Origin of the sequence: Streptomyces iakyrus (genome assembly GCF_000717055.1) — a bacterium.
Lineage (GTDB): Bacteria > Actinomycetota > Actinomycetes > Streptomycetales > Streptomycetaceae > Streptomyces > Streptomyces iakyrus.
Map to the genome: position 1 here is coordinate 43,051 of NZ_JNXI01000027.1, position 14,837 is coordinate 57,887.

Annotated in this window: 9 protein-coding genes; 2 read left to right on the forward strand and 7 right to left on the reverse strand. The window is 71.4% G+C overall.

Annotation, left to right across the window (positions count from 1 at the left end; all coding sequences use genetic code 11):
- Positions 1 to 21 precede the first annotated feature (21 nt).
- The gene (locus OO68_RS33840) at positions 22 to 1,962 is read right to left on the reverse strand and encodes an acyl-CoA dehydrogenase family protein (protein ID WP_033313060.1); all 1,941 of its coding nucleotides are present in this window, start codon (positions 1,960 to 1,962) and stop codon (positions 22 to 24) included.
- A 348-nt stretch (positions 1,963 to 2,310) separates the two neighbouring features.
- Between OO68_RS33840 and OO68_RS33845 the strand changes: the two genes are divergently transcribed.
- Positions 2,311 to 3,324 (forward strand): LacI family DNA-binding transcriptional regulator, encoded by a 1,014-nt coding sequence (locus OO68_RS33845; RefSeq protein WP_033313062.1) that lies wholly within the window; start codon positions 2,311 to 2,313, stop codon positions 3,322 to 3,324.
- A gap of 124 nt (positions 3,325 to 3,448) precedes the next feature.
- Positions 3,449 to 5,491, forward strand: coding sequence for a glycoside hydrolase family 31 protein (locus OO68_RS33850; protein ID WP_033313063.1), 2,043 nt, complete (start codon positions 3,449 to 3,451; stop codon positions 5,489 to 5,491).
- A 130-nt stretch (positions 5,492 to 5,621) separates the two neighbouring features.
- Here the strand turns inward: OO68_RS33850 and OO68_RS33855 are convergent, their stop codons facing one another.
- The 6 genes from OO68_RS33855 to OO68_RS33880 form a co-directional block, all read right to left on the reverse strand.
- Entirely contained in the window at positions 5,622 to 6,335 is a 714-nt protein-coding gene (locus tag OO68_RS33855) for a glycoside hydrolase family 12 protein (protein ID WP_033313064.1), read from the reverse strand.
- Positions 6,336 to 6,371: 36 nt separating this feature from the next.
- Positions 6,372 to 8,561 (reverse strand): glycosyl hydrolase family 95 catalytic domain-containing protein, encoded by a 2,190-nt coding sequence (locus tag OO68_RS33860; RefSeq protein ID WP_033313065.1) that lies wholly within the window; start codon positions 8,559 to 8,561, stop codon positions 6,372 to 6,374.
- Complete coding sequence (locus tag OO68_RS33865; protein WP_033313069.1) at positions 8,558 to 10,525, reverse strand: beta-galactosidase; 1,968 nt, start codon at positions 10,523 to 10,525, stop codon at positions 8,558 to 8,560. Before OO68_RS33865 ends, OO68_RS33860 begins: the two co-directional genes overlap by 4 nt.
- Entirely contained in the window at positions 10,525 to 12,729 is a 2,205-nt protein-coding gene (locus tag OO68_RS33870) for a sialidase family protein (protein ID WP_033313071.1), read from the reverse strand. Before OO68_RS33870 ends, OO68_RS33865 begins: the two co-directional genes overlap by 1 nt.
- Positions 12,730 to 12,838: 109 nt before the next feature.
- Positions 12,839 to 13,789: a carbohydrate ABC transporter permease gene (locus OO68_RS33875; RefSeq protein ID WP_033313072.1), complete on the reverse strand. Its 951-nt coding sequence runs from the start codon at positions 13,787 to 13,789 to the stop codon at positions 12,839 to 12,841.
- Positions 13,786 to 14,820 carry an ABC transporter permease gene (locus OO68_RS33880; RefSeq protein ID WP_033313073.1) on the reverse strand — a complete coding sequence of 345 codons (1,035 nt, stop codon included), beginning with the start codon at positions 14,818 to 14,820 and terminating at the stop codon, positions 13,786 to 13,788. The genes OO68_RS33875 and OO68_RS33880 overlap by 4 nt, the downstream gene beginning before the upstream one ends.
- Positions 14,821 to 14,837: the final 17 nt, after the last annotated feature.

Sequence of the window (14,837 nt, forward strand, 5' to 3'; positions counted from 1 at the left end):
ACGCCCCCAGGCGGGCCGGGCCTAGCGGATCGGCCGGTGGACGTTCTCCTTCTGGCTCGGTCCCGGTGTCGCGTCCGCGATCCAGGGGCCGTCGCCCGACGGGTCGACGATGCCCTGCTCCAGCCACTCGTACGTGCCGGACAGGACGCCCTTGACGACCGTGCGGTCGAGGTCGTCGGTGTTGGTCCACAGGCGGGTGAAGAGCTCCTCGACGCGGATCCTCGCCTGGCGGCAGAAGACGTCGGCGAGCTGGTAGGCCTCGCGGCCGTGGTCGCCCTGGCTGCGCAGCAGTTCGGCCCGCACGCAGGACGCGCTCATGGCGAACAGCTCGGCGCCGATGTCGACGATCCGGCCGAGGAAGCCCTGCTTGGACTCCATGCGGCCCTGCCAGCGGGACATGGCGTAGAAGGTGGAGCGGGCGAGCTTGCGGGCGGTGCGCTCGACGTAGCGCAGGTGCCCGGAGAGGTCCACCTCGTGCTTGAACTCGCCGTAGGAGGCCGGGAGCTGGCCGGGGCCGGCGACCAGTTTCGGCAGCCACTTGGCGTAGAAGACGCCCGCGTTCGCGCCGGCCCTGGCCTTGTCGCCGAGGGACTTCTCGGGGTCGATGAGGTCGCCGGCGACCGAGAGGTGGGCGTCGACGGCCTCGCGCGCGATCAGCAGGTGCATGATCTCGGTGGAGCCCTCGAAGATGCGGTTGATGCGCAGGTCGCGCAGGAGCTGCTCGGCGGGGACGGCGCGCTCACCGCGGGCGCGGAGGGATTCGGCCGTCTCGAAGCCGCGGCCGCCGCGGATCTGGACGAGCTCGTCGGCCATCGTCCAGGCCATCTCGGAGGCGTAGAGCTTGGCGAGGGCGCCTTCGATGCGGATGTCGTTGCGGTCCTCGTCGGCCATCTGCGAGGCCAGGTCCGTCACGGCCTCCAGGGCGAAGGTGGTGGCCGCGATGAAGGAGATCTTGGAGCCGACCGCCTCGTGGTGCGCGACGGGCTTGCCCCACTGCTCGCGGGCTGCGGACCACTCCCGGGCGATCTTCAGGCACCACTTGCCGGCGGCGACACAGGAGGCCGGCAGCGAGAGCCGCCCGGTGTTGAGGGTGGTCAGAGCGATCTTGAGGCCCTGGCCCTCCTCGCCGACGCGGTTGGCGGCGGGCACGCGGACCTGGTGGAAGCGGGTGACGCCGTTCTCGATGCCGCGCAGGCCCATGAAGGCGTTGCGGTTCTCGACGGTGACGCCCGGCGCGTTCGTCTCCACGACGAAGGCGGTGATGCCGCCGCGGTGGCCCTCGCTCTTCGGGACCCGGGCCATGACGACCAGCAGGTCGGCGACGACGCCGTTGGTGGTCCACAGCTTCACGCCGTCGAGGACGTAGTCGTCGCCGTCCGGGATCGCCGTGGTGGCGAGACGGGCCGGGTCGGAGCCGACGTCGGGCTCGGTGAGCAGGAAGGCGCTGATGTCCGTGCGGGCGCAGCGCGGGAGGAAGCGCTCGCGCTGGTCCTGGGTGCCGAACAGCTTCAGCGGCTGGGGCACGCCGATCGACTGGTGCGCGGAGAGCAGCACGCCGATCGCGGGGCTGGCGGAGCCGGCCAGGGTGAGTGCCTTGTTGTAGTACACCTGCCCGAGGCCGAGCCCGCCGTACTTGGTGTCGATCTTCATGCCGAAGGCGCCGAGCTCCTTCAGCCCGTCGATCACCTCGTCGGGGATCCGGGCCTCGCGCTCGATGAGGGCCCCGTCGACCTTCGTCTCGACGAAGTCGCGGAGCTTGGCGAGGAACTCCTCGCCGCGCTGGGCCGCCTCGTCGTCCGGGAGGGGGTGGGGGTGGATGAGGTCGAGCCGGAAGCGGCCGAGGAACAGCTCCTTGGCGAAGCTGGGCTTGCGCCAGTGCTGTTCCCGGGCGGCCTCCGCCACCTCACGGGCCTCCCGCTCGGTGACGGCGGGACGGGAAGAAGGGGTGGTGGAAGCGGACATGAGGGGCACCTCGCCGCAACTAGAAGATGGAGGACCGTTTCGTTACCGACCAGTGCTACTGGATCGTTGGTACCCGAATCCGGACGCTCCCACCAGTCCTCCCGCGTCCGTTCGGCCGAAGGGGGGCACAGCGCCCCGGCACTTGTCGCGCGTCTGACGACGGTGTTGCATCGAGGTGCCGTCCCGGTGGCCGCTCCGGGCTCTGAGAGCGCTCCGAGAAATCCGCGTCGAAGCGCTTCGATAACCTATGGACACCCACTCCTGCTGGGGCTACTGTCGAACCACCCTCACACACCCTTATCAGCTACGCGCACTGTCGAAGCGCTTCACAAAAGCTTGGAGAGCTGGATGGTCACCCTTGCCGAGGTCGCCCAGCACGCCGGAGTCTCGGCGAGCACGGTGAGCTATGTCCTCAGCGGCAAGCGGTCCATCTCCGCGAACACCCGGCAGCGGGTCGAGCGGAGCATCCGCGAGCTCGGGTACCACCCGAACGCCGGGGCGCGTGCCCTGGCCAGCAGCAAGTCGAACATCATCGCGCTGATGGTCCCGCTGCGCACGGACATGTACGTGCCCGTGATGATGGAGATCGCCATCGCCGTGGCGACCTCCGCCCGCGCCCACGGGTACGACGTGCTGCTGCTCACCGGCGAGGAGGGCCCCGACGCCGTGCGCCGCGTGGCGGGCAGCGGGATCGCCGACGGGATGATCCTGATGGACGTGGAACTCGACGACGAGCGGCTGCCGCTGCTCCGCGAGACGGACCAGCCGTCCGTGCTGATCGGACTGCCCGCCGACACCTCGGGGCTGACCTGCGTCGATCTGGACTTCCGGGCGACGGGCGCGCTGTGCGTGGAGCACCTGGCCAAGCAGGGGCACCAGGACATCGCCGTCATCGGGGAGGCTCCGGCCGTCTACGAGCGGCACACCGGCTTCGCCGAACGCACTCTGGACGGACTCAGGTCCCGTTCCCGGGAGCTGGGGGTGCGGCTGCTGCACCGGCCGTGCGAGGGCGGGTACGACGCGATGGCCGTGACGCTCGCCCGGATCCTCGACGAGCGCCCGGGCACCTCGGGGCTCATCGTGCAGAACGAGTCAGCGGTGGAGCCGCTGCTCGCGCTGCTGCGGCAGCAGGGCCGGGCCGTGCCGGAGGACGTGTCGGTGGTCGCGATCTGCCCGGACCAGGTGGCGATGCAGGCCTCGGTGCGGCTCACGTCGGTGGCCATTCCCGCGCAGGAGATGGGACGGCACGCCGTGGACCACCTGGTGGCCAAGCTCGACGGGCGCGGCAGCGACGAGGTCGTGCTGATCGCGCCCGAGCTGACGGTCCGGGGGAGCACGGGGCCGGCGCCGAGCCGGTCGTAGTCGATCACCGCCACCCGCTCCTCCCAGCCGCTGAACAACGCCCCTTCCGGGGCACCCCCATGTCTGCACACCTCTGTCTGCACTCCTCTGTCTGCACACCTCCAGGAGCACAGGAGCCCGCCACGTGAATCAGCCTGCTGAAGCCCAGCCCCAGGTGAGCCTGGCGCAGTCCTCCCCGACCGTCGGCACCTTCCGCGAGCGGGACGGCGCGCTGGAGTGGAGCGGCCGCCAGGAGACCCTCCGGATCGAGCCGTGGGGTCCGGACGCGGTCCGGGTGCGTGCCCGGCTCGGCGGCCCGGTCCTCGACGGGCTCCCGGGCGCCCTGCTCGACGAGGCTCCGGCGACACCGGCCACGGTGAAGACCGAGGACGGACGCGGGCAGCTGACCGTCGGCGCGCTCACCGTCGAGGTGAGCGCCGAGGGTCTGATCCGCTTCCTGCGTACGGAGGACTCCGAGGAGATCCTCGCCGAGGACCGCGCCCACTTCTGGTGGCCCGGCTCCCGCCTCTACACGGCCGTCGGCAACGGACACCACCGCCTGGAGCAGCGCTTCGCCGCCTATGACGACGAGAAGCTGTACGGCCTCGGCCAGCACCAGCACGGGCGCTTCGACCAGAAGGGCCTGGTGCTGGACCTGGTCCAGCGCAATGCCGAGGTCGGCATTCCGGTGCTCAGCTCCAGCCGCGGCTACACCCTGCTGTGGAACAATCCGGCGATCGGCCGGGTGGAGCTGGCGCACAACGGCACCCGGTGGGTGGCCGACTCGGCCCGGCAGATCGATTACTGGATCACCGCGGGCGACCCGGCCGACGGCCAGCGCCGCTACAGCGCGGTGACCGGCCGCAGCCCCATGCTGCCGGAGTGGGCCGCGGGGTTCTGGCAGTGCAAGCTGCGCTACCGCACCCAGGACGAACTCATGGCTGTGGCCCGGGAGTACAAGCGGCGGGGGCTGCCCATCTCGGCGATCGTCTGCGACTTCTTCCACTGGACGCACCTGGGCGACTGGAAGTTCGACCCGAAGGAGTGGCCGGACCCGGCGGCGATGGTGCGGGAGCTGGAGGAGCTCGGCATCAAACTGGTGGTGAGCGTCTGGCCGTCGGTGTCGCCGCTGAGCGAGAACCACCCGGTCATGGAGCAGCGCGGGTACTTCATCGGCACCCAGTACGGGCCGATGGCGCACGCCGACTGGCCCGACAAGGAGGTCGCCTCCACGGTCCAGGTGGCCTTCTACGACGCCACCAACCCGCAGGCCCGGGAGTTCGTGTGGTCGAAGGTGAAGGAGAACTACCTCGACCCGTACGGCATCACGGCGTTCTGGCTGGACGCCTGCGAGCCGGAGCTGAAGCCCGGCTTCCAGGAGAACCTGCGGTACTGGGCGGGCCCGGGCCTGGAGGTCGGCAACGCCTATCCGGCCGAGAACGCCCGGACCTTCTACGAGGGCCTGCTCGCCACCGGCGAGGAGGAGATCGTCACCCTCAACCGCTCGGCGTGGGCGGGCAGTCAGCGCTACGGCGCCGCCCTGTGGTCGGGTGACATCGGCACGGACTTCCCGACCCTGCGCCGCCAGATCGCGGCCGGCCTCAACACGGCCCTGTCGGGCATCCCGTGGTGGAACACCGACATCGGCGGCTTCCACGGCGGCGACCCGGACGACCCGGCGTACCGGGAGGTGATGGTCCGCTGGTTCCAGTTCGGCGCGCTGTCCCCGCTGATGCGGCTGCACGGCTTCCGCGACCCGGGCATGCCGCTGGGCCCGGAGATGACGGGCGGCCCGAACGAGGTGTGGTCGTACGGCGAGGAGGCCGGGGCGATCCTGGAGCGGTATCTGCGGCTGCGCGAGCGGCTGAAGCCATACGTGCTGGACGTGATGCGGGCGGCCCACGACGAGGGCCTGCCGGTGATGCGGCCGCTGTTCCTGGAGTTCCCCGACGACCAGGCGGCCTGGTCGGTCGACGACTCCTACCTGTTCGGCCCCGACCTGCTGGTCGCCCCGGTGCTGACGGCCGGCGCCACCGCCCGTACGGCGTACCTGCCGGCCGGGGCGTCCTGGACGGACGCCTGGACGGGTGAGACGTACGAGGGCGGCCGGGCCGTGACGGTCGACGCCCCGCTGGACCGCATCCCGCTGTTCCTGCGGGACGGGGCACGGCTGCCTGTAGCGGAGTAGCCGTGGGTGTGGGGGCGGCCGGGGCGTGAGTCGCCGGGCGGGTTCCGGCCGTCCCTCACCTTGTCTGCGCGTGCCGCGGGCCGGGGTCGACCGCGTCTGACGGCGCGGCCGGCCCCGGACCCGCGACGGATCAGCTGCTGCTGACCGTCAGGTTGTTGGTGGTGAAGTTCAGCCCGCCGGACGACGAGGTGATCTCGTAGCCGAACTGCACGTCACCGATGGTCTCGTTGCCCATCCACTTCTTGGTGTCCTTGATCCACTTCAGGATCGGCAGGATGTTCACGGTGCCGGAGCTGGAGTTGGAGGTGCGGATGAACGAGAACACCTCGTTGGCTCCGTTGGTGCCCTTGAAGACGTTCCAGGAGTGGCCGCCGAGGCTGACGCTGCCCTGCGAGGTGCCGAGGGGACCGACGGCTCCGGTCTTGTTGACCCAGAGCATGATCTCGTAGTCGTGGTCCGTGTCCCAGATGTCGTACGACGTGTTGTACGCGCCGGACGACGGGACGCTGACGTTGTAGCTGCTGGACAGCGAGGTCAGCGAGGTGATCGACTTGTTGATCGCCTTCGTCTGGTTCGGGTAGGACTTGATGCCGCCGGTGTTGGGGTGGTTGGCCCAGACGCCCCAGTTGGTACCGGAGTTGGCCCAGATGCACTGGCTGCCGGCGCCGGAGCCCCAGATGTTGTTGTAGAGCGTGTAGCCGTTCAGGTTGGTCTGCCCCCACTGGTCGCAGGAGTTCCAGACGGCGGCGGAGGCGGGGGCGGAGGCGAGGCCGATGGTGGCGCCGAGTGCCAGGGCGGGGGCCAGCAGGGCCTTGGTGACCCTGCGCAGCGTGCTTGATGCCATGGTGTCCCTTCCATGGGTGGGGGGGGGTGGGGGGAACTACCACGTCCTCAGGGTGATGACGTGGTCCTCTCCGGCGACCAGGTGGAGGGATGCTGCGCCGGAAGAAGTGCGGAGTTCGACGCGGTGGGTGCGGCCGGGTCTGATGACGGCGGTGGCACCGTCCCGCGTCCAGGTGAGGTCGAGCTCGGCCCCGAACCGGGTGCGCACGCCCCGCAGGGCGCCCTCGGGATAGGCCGCCGGCAGCGCGGGCAGCAGGACCAGCCGGTCGGGGGTCGACTGGACGAGCATCTCGATCAGCACGGCGGGCAGGGTGTGCGCGGCGTCGGCGTTGTAGACGTCGCGCTTCGGGTAGTGGGCGCTCATCAGGGAGGCGTGGAAGAAGTCGCCGTCCAGGACCTGTCCGAGAGCGTGGGCGACGCGGTCCGCGTCCCGGAGCCGGGCGGCGACGAGGGCGTGGTGGAGGTGTCCGTGCGCGGAGTCGTTCTCGGCTCCGCGCAGTTCGAGGGCGCGGTGGGCGGCGGCGGCGAGCCGGGGGCTGTCGTAGGGGGTGATCTCGTCGAGCGGCCAGACGCCGTAGAGGTGGCTGAGGTGGCGGTGGTCGTAGGAGTCGGTGAGGCCGGGCCACGCCCATTCGGCCAGGGCCCCGTCCTCGTTGACCCGGTGCGGCGGGAGCCGGTCGGCGAGGGCGTTCCAGCGGTCGGCGTCGGGGCCAGGGTGGTACGCGGCGGCCGTGCGCAGGGCGTGGCGGGCCGCGGAGAGGTCCATGGCGGCGTTGATCGTGCCCCAGCTCGCGTTGGCGGGGCGGTTCTCCGGTGAGTAGGAGGGCACGACGACGAGGTGGCCGTTCTCGTCTGTCCTGGTGAGGAAGTCCTCGTAGAACAGGGCGACTTCGGCGAGGGCGGCGGCGGTGCGGGGGTCGCGGGTGCCGTGGGTCTCGTCGTGGTCGACGAGTGGTTTGAGCAGCCAGTCGGCGCCGGCGGTCCACAGGTGCAGCGGGTACTCGCGGTTGTAGTGGTAGGAGTGGCCGGACTCGCCGTCGGTGTGGGCGGGGGCGACCGCGCCCCGGGTGCCGAAGATCGCGCGGGCGTTGTCGCGCCAGTCGGGGAGCTGGCGGTGGACCAGGTTGGCGAGGGCCTCGGTGACCTCGGGAAGGGCGGCGGCAGCGGCCGAGGCGGTCTGGAGGTTGAGGTTGGCGTCGTTGGTGAACGCGCCCGACCAGGCCGTGTTCCAGTCGCCGGTCCACAGTCCGGTCAGCCGGGGCGGGAAGAGGCCGCCGGCGGACAGCAGGTGGTAGCGCCCGGCGGCGAAGAGTCGCTCCAGCAGAGCCGCGCTGCGGGGCCTCGTCAGCAACTCGGATCCGGGCAGGGCCCGTTCGGCGGGGTCGGCGGCGAGGTCGAGGGTGACGCGCTCGTAGGCGGTGCGGTGCAGTGCGACGTGGCGGTCGAGGAGCTCGTCGTACGCCGTGGGCAGGTCGCGCAGGGCGCGTCCCTCGGCGACCACGTCGAGCTCCCCGGTGTGCCGGTGCACCCGGGTGAGGAGCAGCACGGACCGGGCGTCCTCGATGCGCACGCCCGGGGGCACCAGGGTGGTCGTGCCGCCGGTGACGGTGACCTGGGTGACGCCGGTGCAGGCCCGGTCGCCGTCCGGGTAGCGGACGCGCACGCTGAGCAGGGCGCCCTCCGGGGTGAGGACGGCCCCGTGGCCGATGCCCAGCCGGGCGGGGGCTCCGGGCAGCCGGGGGTCGAGGTCGATGTCGAGGGTGAGGGCGGGTCCGGTGACGTGCTGGACGATCACGTCGTCGGCGCGGGAGACGAAGACGCGGCCGGCCCACCCGGCGCAGGTCGTGCTCACCACTCCGGTGGTGAAGTCGACGTCCCGCCGGTAGTCGTGGCCGCCGTCCCCGGGCCGGGCCAGCCGGACCTGGAACGCCGGGTGGAAGGGCTGCACCCACTGGAGGGGACGCCCGTCCGTGAAGTCCTCGGCGGCTCGCGTGTCACCGGCCAGGAGGCGGTCCTGAAGCCCGGGCAGGTCGCCGGCGAGCTGCGGGGGCCGCGGGTCCCTGCCGTTCGGCCGCACCAGCGTGTGGTGCGTGACGACGACCCGCTCCGCGTGCGGGTCGCCGAAGACCAGGGCGCCGTGCCGGCCGTTGCCGCTGAGGAAGGCGTCCTCCCAGCGGGCGGCCGGGTGCGGCTCCCAGGTGCCGTGGACGGGGGCGGAGGCGGTCATGGCCGGAGCACCGCCGCCCCGTAGCGGCCGAGGGCGACCCGGTCGGTGACGTCGGTACCGGTCAGCAGGTCGCGGTGGGTGCCGGGCACGTCGACGGTCACCGGCTCGCGGCCGTGGTTGAGCACGAACAGCACCTCGCCCCGGCGTACGGCCTCCACCTGCTCGGGTAGGTCGTCCAGCACCGGCCGGACGCCCACGCCGGCGGCGACCGAGGCCAGCAGGCCGCGCAGCGCCCCGGGCTCGGGGAGGGTGGAGACGTACCAGGCACGGCCCTTGCGCAGGACGGCGGGCAGTCCGTCGAGTTCACCGCCCCGGTAGCGGACGGTCTCCTCGGCGGTGCCGTCCCCCTCCAGTTCCTCGGACCACAGCGTGCCGCTGAAGCCCTCGCAGGCCACGGTCTCCCCCTCGTCCAGGGGCCACCACTCGTGCAGCGTGCGGATGCCGAACAGTGCGCGCAGCCGGGCGTCCATGCCGCCGGGGCGGACCCGGTCGTCCTCGTCGGCGACGCCGGTCTGGAACCCGCAGACGAGGGTGCCGCCCTGCCGTACGTAGGCGAGGAGGTTGTCGGTCGCGGTGTCGGTGAGGGCGTACAGCTGTGGCACGACGACCATCGCGTACGGCGTCAGGTCGTGCTCGGGGTGGGCGAAGTCGGTGGTGAGGTGCGCCTGCCACAGGGCCCGGTGCCAGGCGCGCAGGACGTCCGGGTACTCCACCCGGCTGGACAGGCGGCCGTCCTGGGCGCCGGCCCACCAGGCGTGCCAGTCGTGCAGGACGGCGACGTCGGCGGTGAGGTGCCTGCCGGTCACCTCGGGCGCGATCCGCTCCAGGTCGGCGCCGAGCCGCTGGACCTCCTGGTACGTCCGGCCCTCCTCCCCCGCGTGGCTGACCATGCCGGAGTGGAACTTCTCCGCGCCCTGCCGGGACTGGCGCCACTGGAAGAAGCAGACGGCGTCGGCGCCGCGGGCCACGGCCTGGAGGGACCACAGCCGGTTGAGGCCGCGCGGCTTGGGGTGGTTCACGCCCCGCCAGTTGACCGGCCCGGCCGCCTGCTCCATCAGCATCCAGGGCCCGCGCGCCTGGGAGCGGGTCATGTCCTGGACCAGGGCGCCGTTCTGCGCGCCGAGCGGGTCACGCGGGTCCGGGTAGAGGTCGACGGAGACGACGTCCTCCTCCTCGGCCCAGCGCCACGCGTCCTGCCCGAACCACAGCGGCATGAAGTTGCTGGTGACCGGCAGGTGCGGGGTGTGCCGCCGGACGATGTCCCGCTCGGCGGTGCAACACTCCAGGAGCATGTCGGAGGTGAAGCGGCGGAAGTCCAGGACCTGGCCGGGGTTGCGCAGGTAGTGCGGCAGGCGGGGCGGCAGGATGCCGTCCCAGGTGTCGTAGCCCTGGCTCCAGAAGGCGGTGCCCCAGGCCTCGTTGAGGGCGTCGAGCGTGCGGTACTTCCCGCGCAGCCAGCGGCGGAAGGCGGCGGCCGCCTCGTCGCCGTAGTCGTAGGTGCAGTACTCGTTGTTGATGTGCCACATCGTCAGGGCCGGGTGGCCGCCGTAGCGGGCGGCCAGGTCCTCGGTGATGGCGGCGGCGTAGCGCCGGTAGATGGCGCTGGAGTGCGAGAAGTGCTGCCGGCCGCCCCACCACTCGGTGCGGCCGTCCTCGGTGACGGGCAGGGTGTCGGGGTGCAGCCGGCCCATCCAGGGCGGGGGCGAGGAGGTCGGGGTGGCGAGGACGACCCCGATGCCGTTGTCGTGCATCAGGTCCATCAGCGTGTCCAGCCGGCCGAACTCTCGTGCACCGGGTTCCGGTTCGAGCGTCGACCAGGAGAAGACACCGAGCGTGACGGAGTTGACGCGGGCGGCCTTCATCAGCCGGACGTCCTCGTGCCAGGTCTCCTCGGGCCACTGCTCGGGGTTGTAGTCGCCGCCGAAGAGCAGCCGGCCCCTGGTCACATCGCTCAGGTCCGGCATCAGACGGGCTCCCCGTACTGCACGCCGCGGCCGTTGGTGCCGATGTAGACCCGGCCGTACACCCGCGGGTCGCCGGCGATGCACGCGCCGATCCAGCCCCACTGGTGCCGGTCGTCGTTGATCCGCGTCCAGGTCTTCGCCTCGTCGTCGGAGCGGTACACGGCGGTGACGGTCTCGGTGGAGCCGACCATGTAGACGGCCGGGTACGCAGCGCCCTCGGCGGCCTTGCCGAAACCGAGGGTGTACGAGGCCCAGCAGCTGCTCACCTTGGAGAAGGTCGCGCCGCCGTCCGTCGACCGGTACAGCCCGTTCCCCTTCAGGCTCAGCCACAGGTGACCGGAGCGCCCGGGCGTGACGGCCAGCTGGAACTCGGTGTCCCCCGCGTTCAGGCCGGTGGCCCGCGCGGTGAAGGTCCGGCCGCTGTCGGTGCTGGCGTGGAGTGTGCCCGTGGTGGTGTCGAAGGCGTAGCAGCGGGCCGGGTCGACGGGGTCCGCGACGGGCACGGCACCCTTCGGGAAGGAGGCGACCTCCGCCCAGGTGGCGCCGTTGTCCGTGGAGCGGTAGCCCGGGTTGGCCGTGCCGAAGGACCACAGCAGCACGCTGCCGTCGGCGTTGGTGGCGATCGGGCCGGGCGCGGACTTGGCGACGTCCGGCTGGGCCTCGAAGGGCGCCCAGGTCTTCCCGCCGTCGTCCGACCAGGCGCCGTTGCCGTGGTCGCCCCATCCGGCCCGGACCACGTACGACGGCTTCGCGGCGGCCAGCGACAGGCCCGTCGATGTGCCGAACACGGGGTTCGACGCCATGCCGCGCGACGGGGAGGCGGTGAGCCGCTCGTGGTACATGACGCCGATGTCGCCGGACCCGCTGAGCAGGTGCGCCCTGCCGGTCGGGGGCGAGACCAGCTGCCGTACGGACGCCTCCTCCACACCCCGGATCTGCGGGGCCCAGTGCCTGAGGTCGCGGGTGCCGTAGAGGGTCGCGCCGGTGCCGTAGACGACGTGCCGGGAGTCGTACGGGTCGAGGGCGAGGGCCTGGATCCACCAGCCGAACTTGGGCTTGTCCCCGCCCCAGTTGAGGTACGGCGTCTCGGACACGTCGAAGACGGCCCGGTCCTTCAGGGACGTCCAGGTGCGGCCGGCGTCGGTGGAGCGGAAGACGGTGTCGATGTCGGCCCAGCGGTTGTTCGTCGAGACGACGAGCGTGCCGGGCCGGCGGGCGTCGACGGCGACACCGCCGTAGCCGAAGGAGTCGGCGGAGCCGTCGGCCGTCGTGCCGCCCGGCTTCACCGGGGTGACCTCGCTCCACTTCCCGCCGCTGACGCGCAGCTTGTGCACGCTGCCGTCGGACTGCCCGTTCGGACCGGGGGCGTTGGCGTAGGTCACGTACAGCTCGCGGGTGTGCCGGTCGTACGCGGCCCGGACCGGGACCCGGGCGGCGGCGCCGGACGGCTGCCCCGGGACGGCCTCCCAGGTGGCGCCGTCGGACGTCCGGTACAGGTTGGGCTTGCCCGGGGTGCCGTCGGAGTCGCCCCAGCCGGCGTAGACGCTGCGGTCGGCGGCGACCAGGAGCGTGATGCCCTGGCCGGTGGCGCTCGGCGCGGCCGGGAAGCTCACGGCCTGCCAGGTGGCGCCCCGGTCGGTGGACTTGAGCAGCCCGTCGTGCCGGGTGCCGAGCCACAGGGTGTCGCTGTCCCGGGGATCGACCAGCAGCCGCTCGCCGCAGCCGCGCCCGTCCTCGTTGGCCCCGAGCTTCACGGTGAGGTCGGTGCGCTGCCAGGTCGCTCCGCGGTCCTCAGAGCGCAGCACGGCCCCGTTGGCGGCCCAGGACTGCGCGTACGTGCCGAGGGCGAGGTAGACCCGGTCCGGATGCGCCGGGTCGACGGCCATGGCCTCCACGCCCAGCAGGTTCCAGTCGTCCCAGCCGATGTGGTCGGTCAGCGGGATCCAGCGGTCCCTGCGATCGTCCCAGCGGTAGGCGCCGCCGATGTCGGTGCGGAGGTAGGCGAGCCCCTTGACGGAGGGGTGGAACAGCACCCCGCTGATGAATCCCGTGCCGCCCTGGACGGCGTTGCGCCAGCGGTATCCGCTCTGCGCGGGGATGGCGGCGGCCTGCGCCACCGCTTGTGCCGGAGGAAGGGAGACGGCCGCTGCGGCGGCAGCCGTCCCGGCCAGGACGGCTCTTCTGCTGAGGCGGGACGCGTGCATGACACATACCTCGATCTACGAGAAGGGGCGGGGAGACATATCTCAGGGGCGCGGGGAACTGCGCGATCGGCCACGACGCCGCCGCAGAGACCCTCCGGCCGGAGGGCGTTCAGCCCTTGACGGCCCCCGTGAGCATGCCCTTCTTGAAGTGCTTCTGGACGAACGGCGAGATCACGGCCACCGGCAGCAGCGCCATCACCATCACGGCCATCTGGATCGCCAGCGCGGAGATCTGCCCGGTCTTGATCGCCTGGCTCACGCCGACCGGCGCCTCCTGCTTCTGCACGAGCTGGATCATGACGTTCTGCAGCGGCATCATGCTCTGATCGCTGAGGTAGATCGACGCGTTGAACCAGGCACTCCAGTACCCCACGGCGTAGAACAGCGTGATCACCGCGATGACGGCCCGCGAGAGCGGAATGATGATCTGCCAGAGGATGCGCCAGTCACCCGCCCCGTCGATCCGTGCGCTGTCGACGAGTTCCGGCGAGATGCCCATGAAGAACGCGCGCAGCACCAGGATGTTGAAGACGCTCACCGCGCTCGGCAGGATCAGCGCGAGATACGTGTCGGTCAGCCCGAGAGACTGCACCAGCAGGTACGTCGGGATGAGCCCGGCCCCGAAGAACATCGTCGCGAGCAGGGTCATCAGCAGCCAGCGGTGGCCGAGCGAACCGCTCCTGGACAGCCCGTACGCCGCGAGGACCGACACCGCCATCGAGAACAGGGTGCCGGCCAGCGTGACGCACACGCTGACGATCGCCGCCCGGGTCACCTGCCCGCCGCTCAGCAGCTCCTGGTAGGCGATGAACGTGATGTCCTTCGGGATCAGCACCAGACCGCCGGCCTCGGTGATGGTCTTCTTCGAGGACAGGCTGGTGACGATGACGATCCACAGCGGGAACAGCACTGCGAGACAGGCACCGGCCAGGACGATGCCCTTGCCCGCGACCCCGGCCTTGCTGGGTTCGTCCTCCCAGACGGGCCTCGGCGGAGCCTGCCACCAGCGGGGTTCGCGCGCCGCCTCGTCCAGGGCGGCCTTGTCGATGACGGCGGTCATTTCTTGTACACCCCCTGCTCGCCCATGAAGTGGGCCACCTTGTTCGCGGCGAGCACGAGCGCCACACTCACCAGACCCTTGATGAGGCCGGCCGCCGCGGCGTAGCTGAAGTCCTGGTTGCGGACGCCGTTCCACCACACATAGGTGTCGAGGACCTCCGCCGCCCCTGGTCCGACCGCATCGCGTTGCAGCAGGATCTGCTCGAACCCGACGGTGAGCGCGTCACCGACGCGCAGCACCAGCAGCAGGGCGATCACGGGCCGCAGCGCGGGCAGCGTGACGTGCCACATCCGGCGCCAGCGCCCGGCCCCGTCCATGGCCGCCGCCTCGTACAGGTCGGGGCTCACGGAGGCGAGTGCGGCGAGGAAGACGATGACGCCCCAGCCCGCGTCCTTCCAGACGCCCTCCGCCGTCACCAGGAACTTGAAGATCCCCGGGTCGGTCATGAGGTCGAAGCCCTCGTAACCGTGCCGGCGCAGGGTCTGCGCGATGATGCCCGCGCCGCCGAAGATCTGCTGGAAGACGGTGATCACCAGCACCCAGGAGAAGAAGTGCGGCAGGTAGAGGATCGCCTGCGACACCGCCCGGATCCGGGGCCTGATCACGCTGTTGATGAGCAGCGCGAGCACGATCGGGATGGGGAAGAACAGCACCAGCTGGAGGGAGAACAGCACGAGGGTGTTCTGCACGGCGTCCCAGAACGCCGAGTCCGCGAAGATCCGCTCGAACTGCTCGATGCCCACCCAAGGGCTCTCCAGCATCGCGACGAAGCCGTTTTCGCTGACGTACGGGTCGTACTCCTGGAAGGCGACGACATTGCCGAGGATCGGTACGTAGTTGAAGACCAGGACCAGCAGGACGGCCGGCAGGGTCATCAGGATCAGGGTGCGGTCCCGGCGGAACCGCAGGCGGAGGCTCAGTCTGCCGGAGCGTTTCGCCTCCGGCCGCCCCCCGGCGGGGGCTTCCGCCCGGGGGTCCGCCTCGGTGGTGGCCGCCTCGGCCCTGCTGCGGGGCACCGTGCTGTTGGACACGGATGTCTCCTTGCCTC